This window comes from Streptomyces kaniharaensis (assembly GCF_009569385.1).
GTDB lineage: Bacteria > Actinomycetota > Actinomycetes > Streptomycetales > Streptomycetaceae > Kitasatospora > Kitasatospora kaniharaensis.
The window spans coordinates 3118276-3139288 of record NZ_WBOF01000001.1; the positions used below are offsets into that span (position 1 = coordinate 3118276).

16 protein-coding genes and 1 pseudogene are annotated in these 21013 nt (G+C 72.9%); 8 read left to right on the top strand and 9 right to left on the bottom strand.

Going from position 1 to position 21013, the window contains the following annotated elements; genetic code table 11:
• Nucleotides 1-69: 69 nt before the first annotated feature.
• Nucleotides 70-174: pseudogene (locus F7Q99_RS14300) on the bottom strand (DUF1772 domain-containing protein); the annotation flags it as partial.
• A gap of 239 nt (nt 175-413) precedes the next feature.
• Here F7Q99_RS14300 and nth point away from each other — a divergent pair.
• The 4 genes from nth (at nt 414) to F7Q99_RS14320 (ending at nt 4143) form a co-directional block, all read left to right on the top strand.
• Nucleotides 414-1283: an endonuclease III gene (gene nth, locus F7Q99_RS14305; RefSeq protein ID WP_153461666.1), complete on the top strand. Its 870-nt coding sequence runs from the start codon at nt 414-416 to the stop codon at nt 1281-1283.
• Complete coding sequence (locus F7Q99_RS14310) at nt 1280-2023, top strand: NUDIX hydrolase (RefSeq protein ID WP_326846652.1); 744 nt, start codon at nt 1280-1282, stop codon at nt 2021-2023. The genes nth and F7Q99_RS14310 overlap by 4 nt, the downstream gene beginning before the upstream one ends.
• Nucleotides 2024-2069: 46 nt before the next feature.
• On the top strand, nt 2070-3254 hold the full coding sequence (locus tag F7Q99_RS14315; RefSeq protein ID WP_326846653.1) for a MarP family serine protease: 1185 nt from the start codon (nt 2070-2072) through the stop codon (nt 3252-3254).
• Nucleotides 3255-3441: 187 nt separating this feature from the next.
• Nucleotides 3442-4143 (top strand): metal-dependent hydrolase, encoded by a 702-nt coding sequence (locus F7Q99_RS14320; RefSeq protein WP_195911065.1) that lies wholly within the window; start codon nt 3442-3444, stop codon nt 4141-4143.
• 115 nt (nt 4144-4258) lie between these two features.
• On the opposite strand, the gene F7Q99_RS14325 is transcribed toward F7Q99_RS14320, so the two are convergent.
• From F7Q99_RS14325 to F7Q99_RS14355, 7 genes are all read right to left on the bottom strand, one after another.
• On the bottom strand, nt 4259-4468 hold the full coding sequence (locus F7Q99_RS14325) for a hypothetical protein (protein ID WP_153461671.1): 210 nt from the start codon (nt 4466-4468) through the stop codon (nt 4259-4261).
• A gap of 183 nt (nt 4469-4651) precedes the next feature.
• On the bottom strand, nt 4652-5749 hold the full coding sequence (locus F7Q99_RS14330; RefSeq protein ID WP_230210218.1) for an alpha/beta fold hydrolase: 1098 nt from the start codon (nt 5747-5749) through the stop codon (nt 4652-4654).
• A gap of 77 nt (nt 5750-5826) precedes the next feature.
• Nucleotides 5827-6303, bottom strand: a complete 477-nt coding sequence (locus F7Q99_RS14335; protein WP_153461673.1) for a phage holin family protein — start codon at nt 6301-6303, stop codon at nt 5827-5829.
• A 218-nt stretch (nt 6304-6521) separates the two neighbouring features.
• Nucleotides 6522-7910: a Na+/H+ antiporter NhaA gene (nhaA, locus tag F7Q99_RS14340; RefSeq protein ID WP_326846654.1), complete on the bottom strand. Its 1389-nt coding sequence runs from the start codon at nt 7908-7910 to the stop codon at nt 6522-6524.
• 234 nt (nt 7911-8144) lie between these two features.
• The gene (acs, locus tag F7Q99_RS14345) at nt 8145-10100 is read right to left on the bottom strand and encodes an acetate--CoA ligase (protein ID WP_153461677.1); all 1956 of its coding nucleotides are present in this window, start codon (nt 10098-10100) and stop codon (nt 8145-8147) included.
• A 210-nt stretch (nt 10101-10310) separates the two neighbouring features.
• Complete coding sequence (locus F7Q99_RS14350) at nt 10311-12719, bottom strand: SulP family inorganic anion transporter (RefSeq protein WP_153461679.1); 2409 nt, start codon at nt 12717-12719, stop codon at nt 10311-10313.
• 429 nt (nt 12720-13148) lie between these two features.
• Complete coding sequence (locus F7Q99_RS14355; protein ID WP_153461681.1) at nt 13149-14156, bottom strand: ATP-binding protein; 1008 nt, start codon at nt 14154-14156, stop codon at nt 13149-13151.
• Between the two features lie 220 nt (nt 14157-14376).
• On the opposite strand from F7Q99_RS14355, the gene F7Q99_RS14360 reads away from it, so the two are divergent.
• Complete coding sequence (locus F7Q99_RS14360; protein WP_326846655.1) at nt 14377-15267, top strand: Fic family protein; 891 nt, start codon at nt 14377-14379, stop codon at nt 15265-15267.
• Between the two features lie 431 nt (nt 15268-15698).
• Here the strand turns inward: F7Q99_RS14360 and F7Q99_RS14365 are convergent, their stop codons facing one another.
• On the bottom strand, nt 15699-16604 hold the full coding sequence (locus tag F7Q99_RS14365) for an HAD family hydrolase (protein ID WP_326846656.1): 906 nt from the start codon (nt 16602-16604) through the stop codon (nt 15699-15701).
• 643 nt (nt 16605-17247) lie between these two features.
• Between F7Q99_RS14365 and ssd the strand changes: the two genes are divergently transcribed.
• From ssd to F7Q99_RS14380, 3 genes are all read left to right on the top strand, one after another.
• A complete protein-coding gene (gene ssd / locus F7Q99_RS14370) occupies nt 17248-18372 on the top strand; it encodes a septum site-determining protein Ssd (protein ID WP_153461683.1) in 1125 nt (374 codons plus the stop codon).
• A complete protein-coding gene (locus tag F7Q99_RS14375; protein WP_153461685.1) occupies nt 18372-19739 on the top strand; it encodes a TadA family conjugal transfer-associated ATPase in 1368 nt (455 codons plus the stop codon). The genes ssd and F7Q99_RS14375 overlap by 1 nt, the downstream gene beginning before the upstream one ends.
• A gap of 103 nt (nt 19740-19842) precedes the next feature.
• Nucleotides 19843-20991: a type II secretion system F family protein gene (locus tag F7Q99_RS14380; protein WP_153461688.1), complete on the top strand. Its 1149-nt coding sequence runs from the start codon at nt 19843-19845 to the stop codon at nt 20989-20991.
• The last annotated feature ends 22 nt before the right edge of the window (nt 20992-21013 follow it).

A 21013-nucleotide genomic window follows, 5' to 3' on the forward strand; every position in this document is an offset into this window, starting at 1 on the left:
GGTGGACCGGGCGCCGCCGCAGAACTCATCGCTCCCGGGCGGAAAATTTCTCGGACGCTTCGCAGGGCGTCACACCAGGGCGACGACCAGCAGGACGAACGCCGTGACGATGACGGCGACGCGCACGTAGTGGAACCGGTTCCGGCGGCCGAGCTGCTGCCGCCAGTCCGTCGGGACGCGCTTCGCCGCGTCCTGACGGCGGGCGCTGAACTCCGGGTCCGTCCACAGTCTGTGGACGGACCCGGAGCCGGGGGCGGAGGCGTCAAGGTCCGCCGAGGCCGGTGACCCCCGCACGCTCCCACCCGTCCGTCCCGGGTCGGAAGCCTGACCGGACGCCTCCCGGCCAGCGCCCGGACGTCGCCGACGTGGCCAATGCGGCGCGCGGGTTCGGCCGTCCGGCGTAGCCTTCGTGCATGGCAGAGAGCAAGGTCCGCAAGGCGGCGCCGCCGAAGGCGAAGCCGGCCGCGAAACCGAGGAAGCCTGAGACCCGTCTGGCGATGGTGCGGCGGGCACGGAGGATCAACCGGGAGCTGGCGGAGCTGTATCCGTACGCGCACCCGGAGCTGGACTTCGAGAACCCGTTCCAGCTGCTGGTGGCGACGGTGCTGTCGGCGCAGACCACGGACCTGCGGGTGAACCAGACGACGCCCGCGCTGTTCGCGAAGTACCCCACGCCGGAGGACATGGCGGCGGCGAACCCGGAGGAGCTGGAGGAGATCATCCGCCCGACCGGGTTCTTCCGTAACAAGGCGAAGTCGCTGATCGGCCTGTCGATCGCGCTGCGCGACGAGTTCGGCGGCGAGGTCCCGGGCCGCCTGGCCGACCTGGTGACCCTGCCCGGTGTCGGCCGCAAGACAGCCAACGTCGTCCTCGGCAACGCCTTCGGCGTCCCCGGGATCACCGTGGACACCCACTTCGGGCGGCTGGCCCGGCGCTTCGGCTGGACCACCGAGGAGGACCCGGTGAAGGTCGAGGCGGTGGTCGGCGAGATCTTCCCGAAGTCCGAGTGGACGATGCTGTCGCACCGGGTGGTCTTCCACGGCCGGCGGATCTGCCACTCCCAGAGGCCCGCCTGCGGGGCCTGCCCGATCGCGCCGCTCTGCCCGTCGTACGGCGAGGGCGAGACCGATCCGGAGAAGGCGGGCAAGCTGCTCAAGTACGAACTGGGCGGCCAGCCCGGCCAGCGGCTGAAGCCCCCGGGGAACTTCCCCGGCGAGGCCGCCGCCCGGGCCGACGCCGCTGCCCACCAGGGGAAGGTCGCGGACATGGCGGTGGGCCAGTGACGAACCGGGTGATCGAGCGCGACGGCCTGCCGCAGTGGCTGGAGCCGGTGCGGGACGCCGCCGAGCGGGTGCTGCCGGAGCAGCTGAGCCGATTCCTGCCGCCGGTGGAGGACGCCCGGGCCGCCGCGGTGCTGATGCTCTTCGGCGAGAGCGAGGAGGGCCCGGACCTGCTGCTGATCGAGCGGGCACGCTCGCTGCGCTCGCACGCCGGGCAGTCCTCGTTCCCGGGCGGCGCGCTGGATCCGGAGGACGGCGACCCGGACGGGCCGGGCCCGATCGCGGCGGCGCTGCGCGAAGCCTGGGAGGAGACGGGCCTGGACCCGGCCGGGGTGCAGGTGTTCGCCGCGCTGCCGGCCCTGTACATCCCGGTGAGCCGCTTCGTGGTGACCCCGGTGCTCGGCTGGTGGCGCGAGGAGTCGCCCGTCCGGCCGGTGGACAAGGGGGAGACGGGCGCGGTGTTCCGCGTGACGATCGCGGAGCTGGCCGATCCGGCGAACCGGGTCCGGCTGCGCCACCCGTCCGGTCACGTGGGCCCGGCCTTCGCGGTCGCGGGGCGGCTGGTCTGGGGTTTCACGGCGGGGGTGATCGACCGGGTGCTGCACCACAGCGGCATGGAGCGGCCCTGGGACCCGTCCCGGATCGTCTCCCTCTCGGACGACGCACTGGCCCTGGTGCGGGAGGACCGGGAGGACACCGACCGTACCCGCGTGCTGCCGGTGGGCGACGCCGGTCCCTCGTGAGGGCCTGTCCGCACAGCGGCGCCGCCGGTCGTGGGAGGGTGTCCGGGTGAACGTCCTGGATGTGCTGCTGATCCTCGCCGCCGTCGGATTCGCCGTGTCGGGCTACCGGCAGGGCTTCGTGGTCGGCGTCCTGTCGGTCGTGGGGTTCCTCGGCGGCGGCCTGCTGGCGGTCCAGCTGCTGCCGCTGCTGCTCGACCACCTGAGCCCGGGCACCACGGCCTCGGTGGTGGCCGTGGTGGTGGTGATCGTGTTCGCCGCGATCGGCCAGGCGATCACCACGCACTTCGGCTGGAAGCTGCGCGGTCACATCGACCGCCGTCCGGCGCGGGTGCTGGACGCGGCCGGCGGCGCGGTCGTCAACGTGATCTCGATGCTGCTGGTGGCCTGGCTGATCGGTTCCGCGCTCGCCGGAACGTCTCTGCCGACGGTCTCCAAGCAGGTCCGCTCCTCGGCGATCCTCGGAGGCGTCCAGGACGCGCTGCCCGGCGACGCGCCGAACTGGTTCTCGGACTTCTCCAAGGTGCTCGCCCGCAACGGCTTCCCGCAGGTCTTCAACCCCTTCGAGCACGAGCCGATCACCCAGGTCGACACCCCCGACCCGGCGCTGGCCGCCAGCCCGACGGTGGCGAAGGCCAGGCAGAGCCTGGTCAAGGTGGTCGGCACCGCCACCTCCTGCGGCAAGACGCTGGAGGGCAGCGGTTTCGTCTACGCCCCTCACCGGGTGATGACCAACGCGCACGTGGTCGGCGGGGTCGACGAGCCGACCGTCCAGATCGGCGGTGCCGGCCAGCTGTACGACGCGACGGTGGTCCGCTACGACTGGCAGCGCGACATCGCGATCCTGGACGTGCCCAAGCTGAACGCACCCCCGCTGGCCTTCGCGGGCGAGGCGAAGACCAACGACAGCGCGATCGTGGCCGGCTTCCCGGAGAACGGCGCCTTCAACGTCCAGCCGGCCCGCATCCGCGGCCGGATCCAGGCCAACGGCCCGGACATCTACCACCGCGGCCAGGTCGTGCGCGACGTCTACTCGGTCCGCTCGCTGGTCCGCCAGGGCAACAGCGGCGGCCCGCTGCTCACCCCGGACGGCCAGGTGTACGGCGTGGTGTTCGCCAAGTCGCTGGACAGCGCCGACACCGGGTACGTGCTCACCTCGGCCGAGGTGAAGGACGACGCCGACAAGGGCAGCACCGCGACGGCGCGGGTGGACACCCAGGGCTGCGCGCTCTGATGCAGGTCGCGCTCTCGTCACGGTCCGCTGGTGCCTGCTCGGTCGTGTTTCGGGCGACGCGCCCGGTAGGACGATCCGATATCCGTCGTACCGTCAGTCCGCCCTGGTAGCCTCTGCCGCGTTCACCCGTTCGGCTCAATCCGGCGCCGTACCGGAGTGAGCCCAACGGGGAGGTCGTGGTAGTCCGATGATGGGTCACTCGCACGCGGTCAGCGGCGCGATGCTGTACGCGGCCTCGGCGCCGTTCCTGCCGCCGCTGCTGCTGGACACCACGCTCCAGCCGGCGGACATCCTCATGGGCACGGTCCTGTGCGCGGGCGCCGCCCTGCTGCCGGACCTCGACCACCACGACGGGTCGATCGCCAACTTCCTCGGCCCGGTCTCCAAGGCCCTCTGCCGCTTCGTGGCCTGGGCCTCCGGCGGTCACCGGCACGCCACCCACTCGCTGCTGTTCGTCGCCCTGATGGGCGCCGGAACCTGGGCGGGCGTCACCTTCGCAGGCCGCTACTTCACCCTCGGCCTGACGTTCTTCCTGCTCGCGCTGGCGATCAGGGCGCTGCGGCTGTGCCCGCCCGGCGACGGCCCGGAGGCGTGGATCACCGTCATCGGCCTGGCCGCGCTCGGCACCTTCGGGATGAACGCCTGGATGCCGAACGCCCCGGGCTGGCTGCCGTACGCGGTGGCGCTGGGCACGCTGGCGCACCTGCTGGGTGACTGCCTGACCAAGAAGGGCGCGCCGCTGCTCTGGCCGCACAAGGAGCGCTACGAGGTGGTGCTGATCAAGCGCAGCGGCAACGACGTCGAGACCAAGGTGCTGGTGCCGATCATGTCGGTGGCGACCTTCGCCCTGCTCTGGTTCACCGCGCTGTCGCCGCAGATCGTGAACTGACCCGACGATCGTGGACCGACCCGACGACTGGGGCTTGGGCCGACGACCGGGGCTTGGGGCGACGATCGTGAGCTGACCGGGGGCACCCGGATTCGAAGGAACGCGGCGCGAGGCCTCAGGTCTCGCGCCGCAGTCGTGCGCCCACCCAGCGGGCGCGCCGGCCGAGGATGCGTGGGATGCCGAGCTGCCGCTGCGCCGAGCGCTGACGGGGGTCCGTGCCGTCGTAGCCGACGTCGTCCGCCCAGTCGGAACGGTGGGCGGACCGGTGCGAGCTGTTGTGGTGTCGGCCGCGCGATGCGCCGCCGCGATCGGGCATCCAGGTCATACCGGAATGGATGCCCCTGGGCCGGTCGGGGTAACCGCCCGCGGGGCATCGAAAGTGGCCTATGCGTTTGTCATATGAGCGCAACATCAAGGCAGTTGGGGTCTTGGTCTGGACCTGGGGTCTCCTGTCGGGACCTCGGACCCGGGCCCGAGGTCCCCCTGGGAGAGGCGCTCAGCGAGGCGCTCACTCCTTGTGCTGGCCCACCCAGTCCAACAGCTCCGCCGTGAACCGCTCCGGCGCCTCCTCGTGCGGGAAGTGCCCGACACCCGGCAGCAGCCGCCAGCGGTACGGCGCCGACACGTACTCGCCACCGCCGAGTGCGGTGTGCGACAGCAGCACCGGGTCCGCCGCGCCCTGGACGTGCAGCGTGGGCGCGGTGATGGGCTTCTTCATCCGCCGCGCGAACTGGATGCCGTCCGGGCGGGCCATCGACCGCAGCAGCCAGCGGTACGGCTCGATCGAGCAGTGCGCCGTGCTGGGGATCTGGATCGCCTGCCGGTACGCGTGCACCGCCGCCTCGTCCAGCTTCTTCGGCCCGGTCCAGGCGTCCAGGTACCGGCCGACCACCGCGGCGTCGTCGGCCACCAGGCGGCGTTCCGGTATCCACGGCCGCTGGAAGCCCAGCACGTGCTCGAAGGCGGCCATCTGGCGGCGGTCGGTGAGCAGCGCCCGGCGCAGGTCCCGGGGGTGCGCGGCGGAGACCACGGTGAGGCTCTGGATGACCGACGGGCGCATCACCGCCGCCACCCAGGCCAGCGTGCCGCCGGAGGCGTGTCCGACCAGGTGGGCCCGGCGTTCGCCGAGCGAGCGGATCACCCCGGTGACGTCCAGTGCCAGGTTGCCCGGGTCGTAGCCGCGTGGCGTGCGGTCGCTGCCGCCGATGCCGCGCACGTCGAGTGCGACGGCGCGGTAGCCGGCCTCGGCGAGCGCAGTCATCTGGTGGCGCCAGGCCCACCAGTACTCGGGCCAGCCGTGCACCAGCAGCACCAGCGGGCCCGCACCCAGCTCGGCGATGTGGAACCGGGCGCCGTTGGCGGCGAGGTCGCGGTGCGTCCACGGGCCGCTCTGCCGGATGCTCCAGGCCTCGGCGCCGGCCCCGGCCCCGGCCGAACCCGCAGGCGCCACGCCGGCGCCGCCGTCGACGGCCCCGGCAGAGGGCTCGGCGGCGACCTCGTCGACCGCGTGGTCGGCGGCCCGGTCGGTGGCCTCGCGGCCGGGCTCCCGGTCGGGACCGGAGTCGGCGGACGGCTGCGCGGGCACGGGCTTCTGGTCAAGCGGCATACCGAGAGCGTGTCACATCCGTGCGCCGGACACGTGCCCGGCACTCGCTGTCGGTGCGTCCAACCGGGGATGCGCCGTTACGGGATGCGGCCCAGCGCCCGGTCGATCTCCTCCTTGGTGGCCGGCCGCGGCCGGGCGTTCTTCAGCACGTCGGCGGTCTTCTGGGCGCCCTCGATGGTGCGGACCGGCTTCTCGATCCGCGAGAACGAACGCCACGCCAGCAGTCCGAGCACGACCGCGAGCAGCAGGTACGCGCCGGCCACGATGAGGAACGACCAGCCGAGCGACAGACCCAGCGCGTGGATGCCGAAGGCCGCCGCGGCGCTCAGCATCGGGACGGAGGCCAGCGCGACCACGCCGGCGACCGTCAGCGAGACCCCGCCGGAGACGCCGCGCTTGACGTCCGCCCGCAGCTCCGCCTTGGCCAGGGCGATCTCGTCGTGGACCAGCGCGGACAGGTCGGCGGTGGCCGCCGCGAACAACTGGCCCACCGAACGCTCGCCCTCGTAGGGCGCCCGGCCGTTGCTGGACGGGTCTGCGGCTCCTGTGGGCATCAGGTGTTCTCCTCTGCGGCTGTGCGGTGCGACGCCGCCGGGTGGTGCGGTTCCGGAGGCCGGAGGGGGCCCGGAGGCGTCAGTGGACTGTCGACAGCTCAGAATCATGCCCGTACCGGTCAGTCGGACACCACTCCGGGGCCCCGCCGGAGCGACGTGTCCCGGCCGCGGAGGCCTTCGGGAGGGCGGGCGCGGTCCGCGGAGCGGGCCTCGGGACCTCATTGCGAGGGGCCCGGCCCGCCGTCCGTCCGGTCATCGCCTGCGCGCGGGGCGAACTCGCCCACCCATGCCCGCCACGCCGGGTCGTCCTGCTGGTAGACGTCCGGAATGCCGTCGCCGTCCAAATCCCGGTCCTCCTCCTCGCACAGCTCCCGGTAGTGCCGGTTGCGCAGCTTGAGCAGCACGGTGGCGACCAGCGCGCACAGCAGCGAGCCCACCAGGACGGCGGTCTTGGAGCGGTCGGCCAGCGCCGGGTCCCCGGGGAAGGCCAGCTCGCTGATCAGCAGCGATACCGTGAAACCGATCCCCCCGAGCACCGAGACCGCGAACATGTCGGCCCACCTGAGCTGCGGGTTCAGCTCGGCCCGGGTGAACCGGGCGGTCAGCCAGGTGCCGCCGAATATGCCCACCGTCTTGCCGACCAGCAGGCCGAGGACGATGCCGAGCGGCGTGGCCTGGGTGAACACCTGGCCGAGCGCCGAGCCGGAGATCGTCACCCCGGCCGCGAACAGCGCGAACACCGGGACGGCCAGCCCGGCCGAGAGCGGGCGGACGAGGTGCTCGATGTGCTCGCCGGGGGAGTGCTGCTCGTCGCCCTCGCGGTGGCAGCGCAGCATCAGGCCCATGGCGACGCCCGCCACCGTGGCGTGCACGCCGCTCTCGTGCATCAGCGCCCAGATCACGGCGGCCAGCGGCACGAACAGGTACCAGCCGTGCACCCCGCGCCGGTGCAGGAACCAGAACAGCACCAGACCGGCGACGGCCAGGCCGAGCGCCCAGAACCGGATGCCGGAGCTGTAGAAGATCGCGATGATCAGGATCGCGATCAGGTCGTCGACGACGGCCAGGGTGAGCAGGAAGGCGCGCAGTGCCGAGGGCAGGTGGCTGCCGACCACGGCCAGCACGCCGAGCGCGAAGGCGATGTCGGTGGCGGTCGGGATCGCCCAGCCGCCGGGGTGGCCGCCGCTGCCGGAGTTGGTGACGGCGAACAGGACCGCGGGAATCGCGACGCCGCAGACCGCGGCTGTCACCGGCAGCAGCGCGGCGCTCGGGCTGCGCAGCTCGCCCGCGACGAACTCGCGTTTGAGCTCGATGCCGGCCACGAAGAAGAAGATCGTCAGCAGGCCGTCCTCGGCCCACTCGCCCAGGGTGAGGTGGAGGTGGAGCGGGGCGGACGGGCCGACGGCGTGGTCGAGGACGTTCTCGTAGGCGTGCGGCCAGACGTTGGCCCAGATCAGCGCGATCACGGCGGCGGCCAGCAGCAGCACGCCGCCGACCGTCTCGGTGCGCAACGCATCGGTGATGAACGTCCGCTCGGGCAGTGGCAGCCGGCCGAGAAGCTGTCGGCGGCGGGTCGTCGGCTCGTCGACGGGCGGCTGATGGGTCACGCGCGGACCTCCTGAGGACCGACTGGAACGGCGAACGGCTGCACACGTGGTGCGGTTGCCGACCAGACTTCCCGGCGCGCCCTGTGACGCCCGGATTCCCGTTCGAGGATCTTGATGCGTCGTTGACAGTCTAACGAGAACGCTCGGACGACCCCGTGCTGGACGAAGTGCAGGAGTGACGGCCGTGCCCCGGGCGGTGATCCCGCCCGGGGCACGGTCTGCTGCTCAGTGCGCTCAGTCGTTGGTGTCGGTGGCCGGGAGTTGGGCCTGGATGTGGGTCATGACGGTGCTGTCGGCGAGGGTGGTGGTGTCGCCGACCTCGCGGCCTTCGGCGATGTCGCGCAGGAGGCGGCGCATGATCTTGCCGGAGCGGGTCTTGGGGAGTTCGCCGACGATCTTGATCTGCTTGGGTTTGGCGATGGGGCCGAGGGTGCGGCCGACGTGGGCGCGCAGTTCCTCGACGAGTTCGGGGGTTTCGGTGACGCCGCCGCGCAGGATGACGAAGGCGACGATGGCCTGGCCGGTGGTGGCGTCGCTCGCGCCGACCACGGCGGACTCGGCGACGGAGGAGTGACCGACCAGGGCCGACTCGACCTCGGTGGTGGAGATGTTGTGGCCGGAGACGAGCATGACGTCGTCGACCCGGCCGAGCAGCCAGATGTCGCCGTCCTCGTCCTTCTTGGCGCCGTCACCGGCGAAGTAGCGGCCGGCGAAGCGTGACCAGTAGGTGTCGATGTAGCGCTGGTCGTCGCCCCAGATGGTGCGGAGCATGGACGGCCACGGTTCGGTGAGGACGAGGTAGCCGCCGGAGCCGTTGGGGACCTCGGTGCCGTTGTCGTCGACGACGGTGGCCGCGATGCCCGGCAGGGCGCGCTGGGCGGAGCCGGGCTTGGTCTCGGTGACGCCCGGCAGCGGGCTGATCATGATCGCGCCGGTCTCGGTCTGCCACCAGGTGTCCACGATCGGGGCCTTGCCGGCGCCGATGTGCTCGCGGTACCAGATCCACGCCTCGGGGTTGATCGGCTCACCGACACTGCCCAGAACGCGCAGGCTGGAGAGGTCGAACTTCGCGGGGATGTCGTCGCCCCACTTCATGAAGGTGCGGATCGCGGTCGGCGCGGTGTAGAGGATCGTCACCCGGTACTTGTGGACGATCTCCCAGAACCGGCCCTGGTGCGGGGTGTCCGGGGTGCCCTCGTAGATGACCTGGGTGGCGCCGTTGGCCAGCGGCCCGTACACGATGTAGGAGTGGCCGGTGACCCAGCCGATGTCGGCGGTGCACCAGTACACGTCGGTGTCGGGCTTGAGGTCGAAGACCGCGTGGTGGGTGTAGGCGGCCTGGGTGAGGTAGCCGCCCGAAGTGTGCAGGATGCCCTTGGGCTTACCCGTGGTGCCGGAGGTGTAGAGGATGAACAGCGGGTGCTCGGCCTCGTGCGCCTCGGGGGTGTGCTGGGTGGACTGGCGGGCGGTGATCTCGTGCCACCACACGTCGCGGCCCTGGGTCCACGGGATGTCCTGGCCGGTGCGGCGCACGACCAGGACGTGCTCGACGCCGTCGGCCTTGGTGAGGGCCTCGTCGATGGCGGGCTTGAGCGCGGAGGGCTTGCCGCGGCGGTAGCCGCCGTCGGCGGTGATGACGAGCTTGGCCTTGGCGTCCTGGATGCGGGAGGCGACGGCGTCGGCGGAGAAGCCCCCGAAGACCACCGAGTGGGTGGCGCCGATGCGGGCGCAGGCGAGGATCGCGACGACGGCCTCGGCGATCATCGGCAGGTAGATCGCGACCCGGTCGCCCTTGGTGACGCCGAGTTCCAGCAGGGCGTTGGCGGCCTGGCAGACCTCGTCCTTGAGCTGGGCGTAGGTGAGGGAGCGGCTGTCGCCGGGCTCGCCCTCGAAGTGGATGGCGACCCGGTCGCCGAGGCCGTTCTCGACGTGCCGGTCGACGCAGTTGTAGGCCACGTTGAGCCGGCCGTCGGCGAACCACTTCGCGAACGGCGGGTTCGACCAGTCCAGGGTCTGGGTGGGTTCGACGGCCCAGTCCAGGCGGCGGGCCTGCTCGGCCCAGAAGCCCAGGCGGTCCTCGGAGGCCTGCGCGTACGCGGCCGCGGTGACGTTGGCGGCTGCGGCGAGCTCTGCCGGCGGGGCGAAGCGCCGCTCCTCCCTGAGCAGGTTGGCCAGGCTCTCGTTGCTCAACGCGCACTCCTCATCGAGTCTTGATCGGGGATGATCCCGTGTAGGGGGATTGTCCCGTGTGTCCCAGCGCACAGCTCATCAGGCGAACAGGCCGGTTGACAAGAGGCACCAGGAATTGGTGTAGACCTTTGACCGAGAGTCGAACGGACGGCGTCATGGCCGGGGCGGGCCCGTGCCCCGGCCCGCACGGCGGGGACACGGGCCCGGGCCTCAGGCGGCCAGCCGGGGATCCTCCTCACTGCCGTCGGTGCGCACCCCGTCCGCACTCTCGTTCGCCCCATCGGGCGGGTACCCCGCCGGCGCGGCCGGTACCGCCCCCGGGAAATCCTCGGTCGGGTGCGCCTCGACGGGGCTGAAGGTGCCGCTCGCCGGGTCGAGCACGTACGCCTGGGCGGTCGCGAAGTCGAAGTACATCCCGACCAGGCGCAGGGTGCCCTCCTCGACCCGGCGCTCCACGGCCGGGTTCGCCGTCAGCTGGTCCAGCTGCTGGACGACGTTGGTGATGCAGAGCTGCTCCACCAGGTCCGCCACAGGCCGGGCGGCGAACTCGGCGGGGGCGCGTCGGAGCCGGTCCAGCGAGCCGCGGCCGTTCCGCAGCCAGCGGGTCAGCGGGGTCGGCGGACCGGGGCGCTCGTGCACGCCGTCCAGCAGGGCCTTCATCGCGCCGCAGCCGGAGTGGCCGCAGACCGTGATCGAGCGCACCTCCAGGGCCTCGACGGCGTACTGCACCGCGGCGGCCACCGAGTCGTCGGCCGCGCCGGGCTCGAACGGGGCCGGCACCAGGTTGCCGACGTTGCGGACGGTGAACAGGTCGCCCGGGCCGCTGTTGGTGATCATGCTGGTGACCATCCGCGAGTCCGCGCAGGTCAGGAAGAGCTGGGAGGGGGTCTGCCCCTCCCGGGCCAGCCGGGCGAGTTCGGGCCGGATCAGCGGAGCGGTGTGCTGCTGGAACACCCGGACGCCGTCGAGCAGGCGGCCGTGTGGGTCCTCCTGCTGCTCGATGCAGTGGTGGCCGACCCAGGGCGTCCAGGCCCGGCACCGGTGCGGGCTGGGGGAACTGCCCGCGCGGACCGTCCCGTCGGGGTCGAGCACGTCGTCGTCCTGACGCCTCGTCACCATCGAGACCTGCCCGCCCGCGGCCTGGTGTCCGGTGCGCCAGCTGTGCAGCATCTCGTACGCGGCGTGGTCGAGGAGGGAGCCGTCGTGGATCACCGTCACCTCGGCGCCGGCGGGGATGCCGGCCAGCGCGCGGCTCAGCCGGGGTACGGCGGTGAAGGTGAGCGGGCCGTGCGTCTGGACGGTCACCGAGCCGTCGGGGCCCGTCAGCACGTCCACGTGGGCGCGGGTCAGCCGGTAGAGCGCGAGCAGGACGGCGGTGACGGCGCCGAGCGTCACGCCCCACAGCACGCCGAACACCACCACGCCCAGCACGGTGGCCAGGTAGACCGGGAACTCGCGGTGCCGGTGCACGTTGCGGATGTGCGCGAAGCTCATCATCTGCAGCCCGACGACCAGGACCAGCGCGGCCAGCGCGGCCAGCGGGATCCGGCGCAGCCCGCCAGTCAGCGCCAGTGCGGCGGCGAGTACCCAGACGCCGTGCAGGACCGACGCCCACCTGGTCCGCCCGCCCGCGCGGACGTTGGCGGTGCTGCGCACCGCGCCGCCGGCGACGGGGAGCCCGCCGATCAGGCCGCTGATCATGTTGGCGACGCCCTGCCCGCGCAGTTCGCGGTCGAGGTTCCCGGTGCGCTGGGACATCCGGTCGACCGCGACCGCGGAGAGCAGCGACTCGACGCTGGCGACGGCGGTGACGGTGAGGACGGCGGCGAGCACGCCGACGAGCGGTCCGTGCGGCAGGGCGGGGACGAGTGAGTGCGGCTGCCAGGAAGGGAGTTCGACGTGGGCGAGCCGCAGATCCATGGTCACGGCGAGCGCGGTGGCGGCGGCGACGGCCGCCAGTGGGCCGGGTAGCCTGGCCAACCGGGCGCCCGACCCGCCCGCACGTCCGGGGAGGCGGCCGAGCCGGGGCCAGCCGAGGAGGACGGTCACGGTCACCGCGCCGACCAGCAGCGCCGGCGGGTGCGGGCCCGCCAACTGTCCTGGCAGGGCGCGGAGGTTGGCGATCGCGGAGCTCTGCGGGGAGCCGCCGAGGACGACGTGCAGCTGTGCGATGGCGATGGTGAGCCCGACCCCGGCCAGCATGCCGTGCACGATGGCGGGCGAGACGGCGAGCGCCGTCCGGGCCACCCGGCGTGCACCGAGCAGGAGTTGGAGCAGGCCGGCGGCCATCGTGATGGCGCAGGTCGCCTGCCAGCCGTAGCGGGCGATCAGCCCGGCGGTGATCACGGTCAGCGCGGCCGAGGGGCCGCTGACCTGGAGAGGCGTGCCGCCGAGCAGGCCGGCGACGATACCGCCGACGGCGGCCGCGGCGAGTCCTGCGCTGAGCGGGGCGCCGGTGGCGAGCGCGATACCGAGGGAGAACGGCACGGCGATCAGGAAGACCACCAGGGAGGCGGAGAGGTCCTGCATCCACCGTGTGCGGGTGACGGAGCCGGGGTCCGGCGGCGCGTGATCGGTGGTGTCGGAGGCGTTGGGAGCGCTTGAGATGTCCAGGGTCATTGTCTTCCCGTCTGTCCGGGGTGAACGAACGCAGTCAGGTCCGGTGGTGAGTCCGGCGGTGGGGCTCGGGGGCGGATCGGCTGTCGTGGGTCGCGACGGTGTGGCGGGATGGCGTGGGCGCGGCGGGGAGTGCGGGTGTCACCGGCCGGACCTTGACCATCAGGGCCCGCCACGGGGCCTCGGCGAGGAGCGGGAGCCTCGCAGAGGGCCGCCGGGACGGACCATCAAGACTCGGTAAACCGAGGGTAATGAAAGCTTTGCACAGCGTCGTTCGGTGAGGAAAGGGGAAAAGGCCCTGGTTCACCCCATTGGGCGAGGTGCGAGCCGACGGAAAGCCGCTGGTGAGTGCCCTGCATACGCCGAACGGGCCGTGGGCTCCCCGGAGATGGGGAGGCCACGGCCCGTTCGGGCGCTTGTCGCGGGCCTTGATCAGACGTGCGCGCCGGCCGGAGCGGGCTGCTCGCCGTCGGGCACGAACGCGCCCAGGACGAACGCGCGGTCCACCTGGGTCGCGAGGTCGACGCCCACCTTGGCGCTGGCCCAGCTCTCCGCGTTGCGCAGGTGGAAGAGCACGGCCTGCTCCGTGTAGCGGTGCGCGTCCCGTCGGGCGAAGGCGGCGTCGACCTCGGACCTCAGCTGCTCCAGCACGGCCCGGTTGGCCGGCTCCAGGGACTTCAGCGGCGGCTCGGCGCCCTGCTCCAGGCGGCGCACCCAGTCCGAGTGGCCGAAGGTGGCGAACAGGTCGTCCCCGACCTCGCGGCGCAGGAACTCCAGGTCGTCCGGGCCCTGCACCTTGTTGCCGATCACCCGCAGGTGCACGCCGAAGTCGCGGGCGTAGTCCTTGTACTGGCGGTAGACCGAGACTCCCTTGCGGGTCGGCTCGGCGACCAGGAAGGTCAGGTCGAAGCGCGTGAACAGGCCGGAGGCGAAGGAGTCGGAGCCGGCCGTCATGTCGGTGACCAGGTACTCGTCGGGGCCGTCCAGCAGGTGGTTGAGCAGCAGCTCGACCGCGCCGACCTTGGAGTGGTAGCAGGCGACGCCGAGATCCTCCTCGGCGAACGCGCCGGTCGCCAGCAGCCGCACCGAGCCCTCGTCCAGTGCGATCGGCCGCGCGCAGGCGGCGTAGACCGGGTTCTCCTCGACGATCCGCAGAAGGCGCGAACCCCGGCCGGGCGGCGTGGTTTTGATCATCTCGTCCGCCGAGCGGATCAGCGGGTTGCTGCCGCGCAGGTACTCCTTGATCTCCGGCAGGTGCGCGCCGAGCGAGGGCAGCCGCGCGGCCTGGGCATCCGTCAGTCCGAGTGCGGGGCCCAGGTGCTGGTTGATGTCGGCGTCGACGGCGATGACGGGCCGGCCCGAGGCGGCCAGGTGGCGGATGAACAGCGCGGACAGCGTGGTCTTGCCGCTGCCGCCCTTGCCGACGAAGGCGATCTTCATCTGGGACTCCGGCTCTCGCTCTGGGCCCTCGCTCGGGGGCTGGCTCGGGTGCCGGCTCCGGGGCCAACTCGGGACTAAGTGGAAATCGTTATCGTCTCCGATAGTGGCCATGCTAGCCGGGGTTTGCGCCTCGCTGCGGACGGGAAGTGAGGATTGCCTCTAACGGGTGATGCGGGGTTGCTGTTCCGGGAGGGGCGGTCGGTTCATTACTCTCGGGTAGGTGAGCACTGGAACTGATCCCCTCGCCCCGCTGGCCCAGCTCCCCGGGGTGCCCCACGCGGTGGCCGAGGTGCGCAAGGCCGTCGACCGCCTCTACGGCCACCGGGTGATGCGCCGCCGCGCGGCCGAGGTCACCTCCGAGTCCGCGCTCCGCGGCGCCCGCGCGTCGGCGGCGCTGGCCGGGGCGGACTGGCCGCTGGAGGAGGTCCGGCGACGCAGCGACTTCGGCGCGGACCCCGAAGCCCGGACCGTCGGCGCGGCCCTGCGGATCGCCGCCGAGGCCGGCCAGCTGCTCAGCATCTGGCGGCACTCGCCGCTCCAGGTGCTGGCCCGGCTGCACCTGCTCGCGGTCGGCGACGCCGACCCGTCCGCGGGACGGCCGCGGCGGGCGGGCGAGGCGGCCGAGGAGCTGTTCCCGCTTGAGCTCAAGCCGGTGGAGAGCGTCGACGCTGCCGTGGTGGACGGCCCGCTGCCGGCACTGCCGCCCGCCCCGGGCGCCGAGGAGGTCGCCGCGCGGCTCGACCAGCTCTCCCGGCTGCTGGTCGCGCGGGCGGAGGGGCAGGGCGTGGGAACGCCGGCCCTCGTGGTCGCCTCGGTGGTGCACGGCGAACTGCTCGCGCTGCGCCCGTTCGGCTCGTACAACGGAGTGATCGCGCGGGCCGCCCAGCGGATCGTGCTGATCGCCGAGGGCCTCGACCCGAAGTCGATCTGCCCGGCCGAGGTCGGGCTCGCGGAGCTCGGCACGGACGCCTACCGGCGCGCGCTGGCCGGCTACCTGGCCGGGACGGCGGAGGGGATGGAGGCCTGGATCGAGCACTGCGGCAAGGCGTTGCGGCTCGGCGTGCGCGAGAGCACGGCGGTCTGCGAGGCGATGCAGCGCGGGATGGTCTGAGCGGCTGGGCCCGTGCCCGCGCGCGGGCGCCAGGGCTCATCGAAGCCCGCGGGCGCCTCGTGGACGTCTCGTGAGCGCAGAGATGCGGCGGCACCTGATCCTGCTGGGTGCCGCCGCTGGCACAGGTACCGGGTGACCATGCATGCACCGGAAGTGCCGATCAGACGGGGATCCTGCCCGTTCGTCTGGTGCGGCGGCCCGACAGCGGGTCGGCTGCATGTGGGTGCTCGGTTATCTGTACACGCGGTCCGTGGGCCTGAACTGCGTTGTCGGTTCGACCTCTTCGGGTCCTGACCGGGTCTCGCGGGCCGTGCTTCATTTGTATCGCGTTTCGGGCGAAAGGGGAACCCGAAACAGGAAGTCTGCTGCAATTTGCCCGTTTTGTCCCAATTGCAGAGATTTGATGGGTTCGGCCTCGACGGGCTCGGAGTTCAGACGGCCGGGCGGCGTCGCCTGGCCAGGTACCAGATGACCCCGGCGGTCAGCGCGGCCGTCCCGACCGCCACGGCCGTCAGGACCGATCCGCTCGGAGCGGAGAACTCCGGGAGCCGCCGCCGCAGTTCCACCGGTTTGTCGAAGACCAGCACCGGCCACTCGCGGGCCGCCGCCTCCTTCCGTAGCGCGCGGTCGGGGTTGACGGCCGACGGGTGGCCGACGGCCGCCAGCAGCGGCAGGTCGGTGGAGGAGTCGCTGTACGCGTAGGACTCGGCCAGGTCGTAGCCCTCGGTCTCCGCCAACTCCCGGATGGCGGCGGCCTTGTTCTCGGCGTAGGCGTAGTAATCGATCTCGCCGGTGTAGCAGCCGTCCTCGATCTTCAGCCGGGTGGCGATCACGTGGTCCGCGCCGAGCAGGGCGCCGATCGGCTCGACCACTTCGGAGCCCGAGCTGCTGACGATCACCACGTCGCGGCCGGCCGCGTGGTGCTGCTCGATCAGCGAGGCGGCCTCGTCGTAGATGATCGGGTCGATCAGGTTGTGCAGGGTCTCGGCGACGATCTCGCGGACCTGCTGGACGTTCCAGCCCCGGGTGAGCGACGAGAGGTACTCGCGCATCTTCTCCATCTGGTCGTGGTCCGCGCCGCCGACCAGGAAGACGAACTGGGCGTACGCGCTGCGGAGTACGGCCCGACGGTTGATCAGACCGCCCTGGTAGAACGGGCGGCTGAAGGCCAGCGCGCTCGACTTGGCGATGATGGTCTTGTCCAGGTCGAAGAAGGCCGCCGTCCGCGGGCCGCCCGGTCGCGGGAGGCGGGCGAGCTCGGGGGCCGCTTCGGCGGGCCCGGTGGCGTCGCCTCGGGACTCGTCGGCGTGGTCGTCGGCGTTCTCTGTGGTGTCCACGGGAACCGAGGATAGAGGGAGCCGCAAATCACCCCGCCATTCGGCGTACTCGCGGGCGTGCGGGTTTGTGTTTCTGGCCGCTCGGGTACACCATGGAAGTCACGGATCGTTCGCGACCGTGCTAACCCGGTCCGGCTCCTCCCCCCCGAGTCGGGCCGTGGATAGACGACCCCCGCTCTCCCCCCCGGCGGGGGTCGTCGCACGTCCGGGGCCATTTTCAGGGCTTGAAGACCCTTCTCGGCAGGTATCGCCGGCTGGTTGCCCGACGGTGTACAGGGGGTGTCGGCGCGGGGCGCCGCGCGCCATCTTTCGTCACTCTGTGTTGCCGATTGCTCATCACCGTCGGCGATCCCACAGGTGGGAGTCGAGCCACCGGATGATCTCGGTGATCCCGGTTCGTCAATTCTTGACTCTTTAGCCCCCCGCCCGGGTGAACGTATTTATCCACAGGCTCCGAGTTGTCCACAGGGAATCGGAAGCCGGATGACGGAATCCTGATCACCCCCCACCGTGAGGGTCGGCGGCGGTCGCCGGGCACCCCCTTCAGGGCCCCTCGGGGCTCTCCCGGCGACCGTCCGCCGCAACCGTCCGACGTGCGCCGTCGGCCGCTCCGAGCGGTCGGCGGCGCAGAGGGGAGAGCGCCATGTCGACGCCGATCACCGGCCACGCCACCGTCGGGGAGCCCGAGCCCACCGGCCCGCTCGTCGTCACCGAGGACGAGCGCCTCGCCGAGCACCTGCTACGGCTCTGCGCGGCCGCGGGCACCGAACCGCAGCTGATCCGGGGTGCCCCGCCGCCGCGAGGCCTCTGGGAGAGCTCCTCGCTCGTCCTGGTCGGGGACGACCAGGTGGCGCGCTGCGCCGGACTGCCCCGACGCAGCGGTGTGCTGCTGCTCGGGCTGGACCTGGACGACCCGGAGGTGTGGGTCAGAGCCGTCCAACTCGGCGCCGAGCACGTGCTGTTCCTGCCCGATGCCGAGGCCTGGCTGCTCGACCGGATCGCCGACGCGGCCGAGGGCGTCGGACCCTCGGCGCTCACCGTCGCCGTGCTCGGCGGCCGCGGCGGGGCCGGGGCCTCCACGCTGGCCTGCGCCCTCGCCGTCACGGCGGCACGGGCGGGCCGCCGGACGATGCTGATCGACGGCGATCCGCTGGGCGGCGGCCTGGACATCCTGCTGGGCGGCGAGAGGGCCCGCGGGCTGCGCTGGCCCGATCTCGCGGGCTCGCGCGGTCGGGTCAGCGGGGCCGAGCTGGCCAGGGCGCTGCCGGCGCTCAAACGGCTGTCCTCGCTGTCCTGCCTCTCCTGGGACCGCGGTGACACCCTGGCCGTGCCACCCGAGGCCATGCGCAGCGTTCTGGCCGCCTCCAGACGGCGCGGCGGGCTGGTGGTGGTCGACGTACCGCGCCATCTCGACGCGGCGGCCGGGCAAGCGCTGGAGCAGTCCGACCTGGCCCTGCTGGTGGTGCCGGCCGAACTGCGCGCGGTGGCCGCAGCAGACCGGGTCGCGGCGGCGGCGCGGATGCGTCTCGGGGACGTCCGGGCGGTGGTGCGTCCGCTGCGGGCCTTCGGACTCCCGGCCCAGCGGATCGCCCGCGGACTGCGACTGGAGCTCGCGGGGGAACTGGAGCCGGAGCCGGGGCTGGCCGAGGACGTCGAGAAGGGCGTGCCGCCCGGGATCCGGGAGAGCGGCCCACTGGCGCGCTTCTGCTCCACCTTCCTGGACGAGGTGCTGCCGCCGGTACCGGCGGTGGGAGGAGGTGTGTACTGATGGTCCGTCTGCGCAGAACGGGTTTCCTTGGCGGTTCGGGCGGCTCGGCCGGCTCCGGTAGCTCGGGTGGTTCACCGGGTCGGGGCGACGGTGGGCGGGAACGCCGGCTGCTCCGGAGCCTGCCGCCGCTCGGCGGTCCGCCCGAGGCTCCCCGGCCGTGCCCCTACGGGCGGACGGCCCGGGAGGAGCGGACGGCGGCGCTGGTGGACGCGGTCCGGCTGCGGCTGGCCGAGTCGGGCGCCGCCCCGACGGACGGGTCCGTCGCCGCCGCCCTTCGAGCCACCCGGCCGCCGCTCGGTGGGGACGAGGTGCTGGACACCGTGCGCTCGCTGCGCGCTGAACTGGTGGGTGCGGGCCCGCTGGACCGTCTGCTGGCGGAGCCCGATGTCACGGACGTCCTGGTGAACGGTCCGGACGAGGTGTGGGTCGACCGTGGAGGCGGCCTGCACCGGGCCACCGGGATCCGGTTCGCCGACGCCGAGGCGGTCCGGCGGCTGGCCCACCGGCTGGCGACCGCGGCCGGGCGGCGGCTGGACGACGCGCGCCCCTGGGTGGACGCCAGGCTGCCGGACGGCACCAGGCTGCACGCCGTGCTCCCGCCGATCGCCGCCGGCTGCACGCACATCTCGCTGAGGGTCTGCCGGCCCCGCCCGTTCACGCTCGCCGAGTTGGTGGCGGGCGGGGCACTGCCGCCAGGGGGCGCCGAACTGCTGGCCGGCATCCTGCGGGCGCGGCTGTCGCTCCTCATCTCGGGCGGCACCGGCACGGGCAAGACCACGCTCCTCGCAGCCCTGCTCGGTCTCGCCGGGCCGGACGAACGGATCGTGGTCGCGGAGGACTCCGCCGAACTGCAACCGGCCCATCCGCACGTGGTCCGGCTGCAGAGCCGACCACCCAACCAGGAGGGGCTCGGAGAGCTCACCCTTCGGGACCTCGTCCGGCAGGCGCTGCGGATGCGCCCCGACCGGCTGGTCATCGGCGAGGTCCGCGGGGCCGAGGTGTCGGACCTGCTGGCCGCGCTGAACACAGGGCACGGCGGCTGCGGCACTGTTCACGCCAACACGGCGGCGGACGTGCCGGTGCGGCTGGAGGCGCTCGGCTCGCTCGCCGGGCTCGACCGGCCGGCATTGCACAGCCAACTCCGCGCCGCACTCGACCTGGTGGTGCACCTCGTTCGGGAGCCGGGCTCGGGGCGTCGACGGGTGACCGAGATCCACACGCTGGTCGGGGACCGCGACGGCCTGGCCGTGACGACTCCGGCGGTGGAGTTCACCGCGGAGGGCGGGATGGTCCTGGGAGCGGGGTGGGCGCGGCTGGTCGGGCTGCTGGCGGCGCGTGGGGTGTCACCCGCGGTGAGGCCGGAGTGATGGCCGCGGGGGCGGGGCTCGCGAGGGCGGGCGTGCGGGTGGTGGAGCTTGGGGCTGAGCAGAGGCGCGAGGCGCGACGAGTCGACGGCAAGGAGAATGTGAAGTGACTGATAGTCAGAACGCCCTGTGGTGCGCCATGGTGCTCTGTGTCGTGGCGTTCGCCGGGTGGTGTGCGTTGCAACAGCAGGTGTCGGGTGGGCGGCGGTCCAAGCTGGTGCTGGCGGGTACCGGCCCACCGGTGCCGCCCATGGGCCAGGCCGTAACCGGGAGTTCGGCGGGCATGCCCCGTCCTCCGCAGTGGCTCGTGACCGAACTGCTGCTCCTTCCGGCCGGTTTGGCAGCAGGCCATGCCGTGGCCTCGCCGGTGCCGGTGCTCGCCGCCGCCCTGGCCGTCCTGCCGTTTCGGCGGTGGCGGCAGCGGCGGCGCACGGTGGCGGAGGCCGGACGCCGCGCGGCCGGTGTCGTCGAACTCTGCGCCGGGCTGGCCGGGGAACTGCGCAGCGGTTCGACACCGGAGCAGGCGCTGCACCTGGTGACGACACGCATCGCCGCGGACCCGGAGGCGCTTAGCCGGCTGGGCGAGGAGCCGGTGGCGCGGCTGGCGGCGGGCCGGTACGGCGGAGACGTGCCCGCGGCCCTCCACCTGCTCGCCGAACTCCCGGGCGGCAGCGGTGCGGCGGCGATCGCGGCCTGCTGGTGGGTCGCCTCCGACGGCGGGTCGGGGTTGGCCGCCGCGCTCGATCGGGTGGCGGAGGCGCTGCGGGGCGAGCAGGCCTTGGCCGAGGAGATCGCCGGGGAGCTGGCCGGCCCGCGGACGACGATCGCCGTCCTGGCGGCCCTGCCCGTCGCCGGCCTCCTGCTCGGCGTGACCCTCGGGGCGCGGCCGGTGGACGTCCTCCTGCACACGCCTGCCGGGCTCGGATGCCTCGCGGCAGGAGCGGTGTTGGAGGGGCTGGGCGTGGCCTGGACGGCGCGGATCGTCCGGACGGCGGCCCAGGGAGCCCTGGAGGACCCATGGCGGCCCTCCGAGCGGTGGAGCGGCGATGGCATCGCACCCCGCACGTGGATGCCGCGCGGACGGTTCCGGACGTCGACTGCCGCTGTCAGGTCCGCCTTCGAGACCCTGCCCGGTCCTTCGGGTGGCAGGCCGATGGTGTCGTGCCCTGCCCGTCGGGGCGGCGCCGGAGGCTCGGGGTGTCGCGGCTCCTCTCCGCCCGGCAGGTCTCGCGGGCGGGCAGGGGGAGATCGGTGACCGGCCCCGGCGGGGCGGCGCG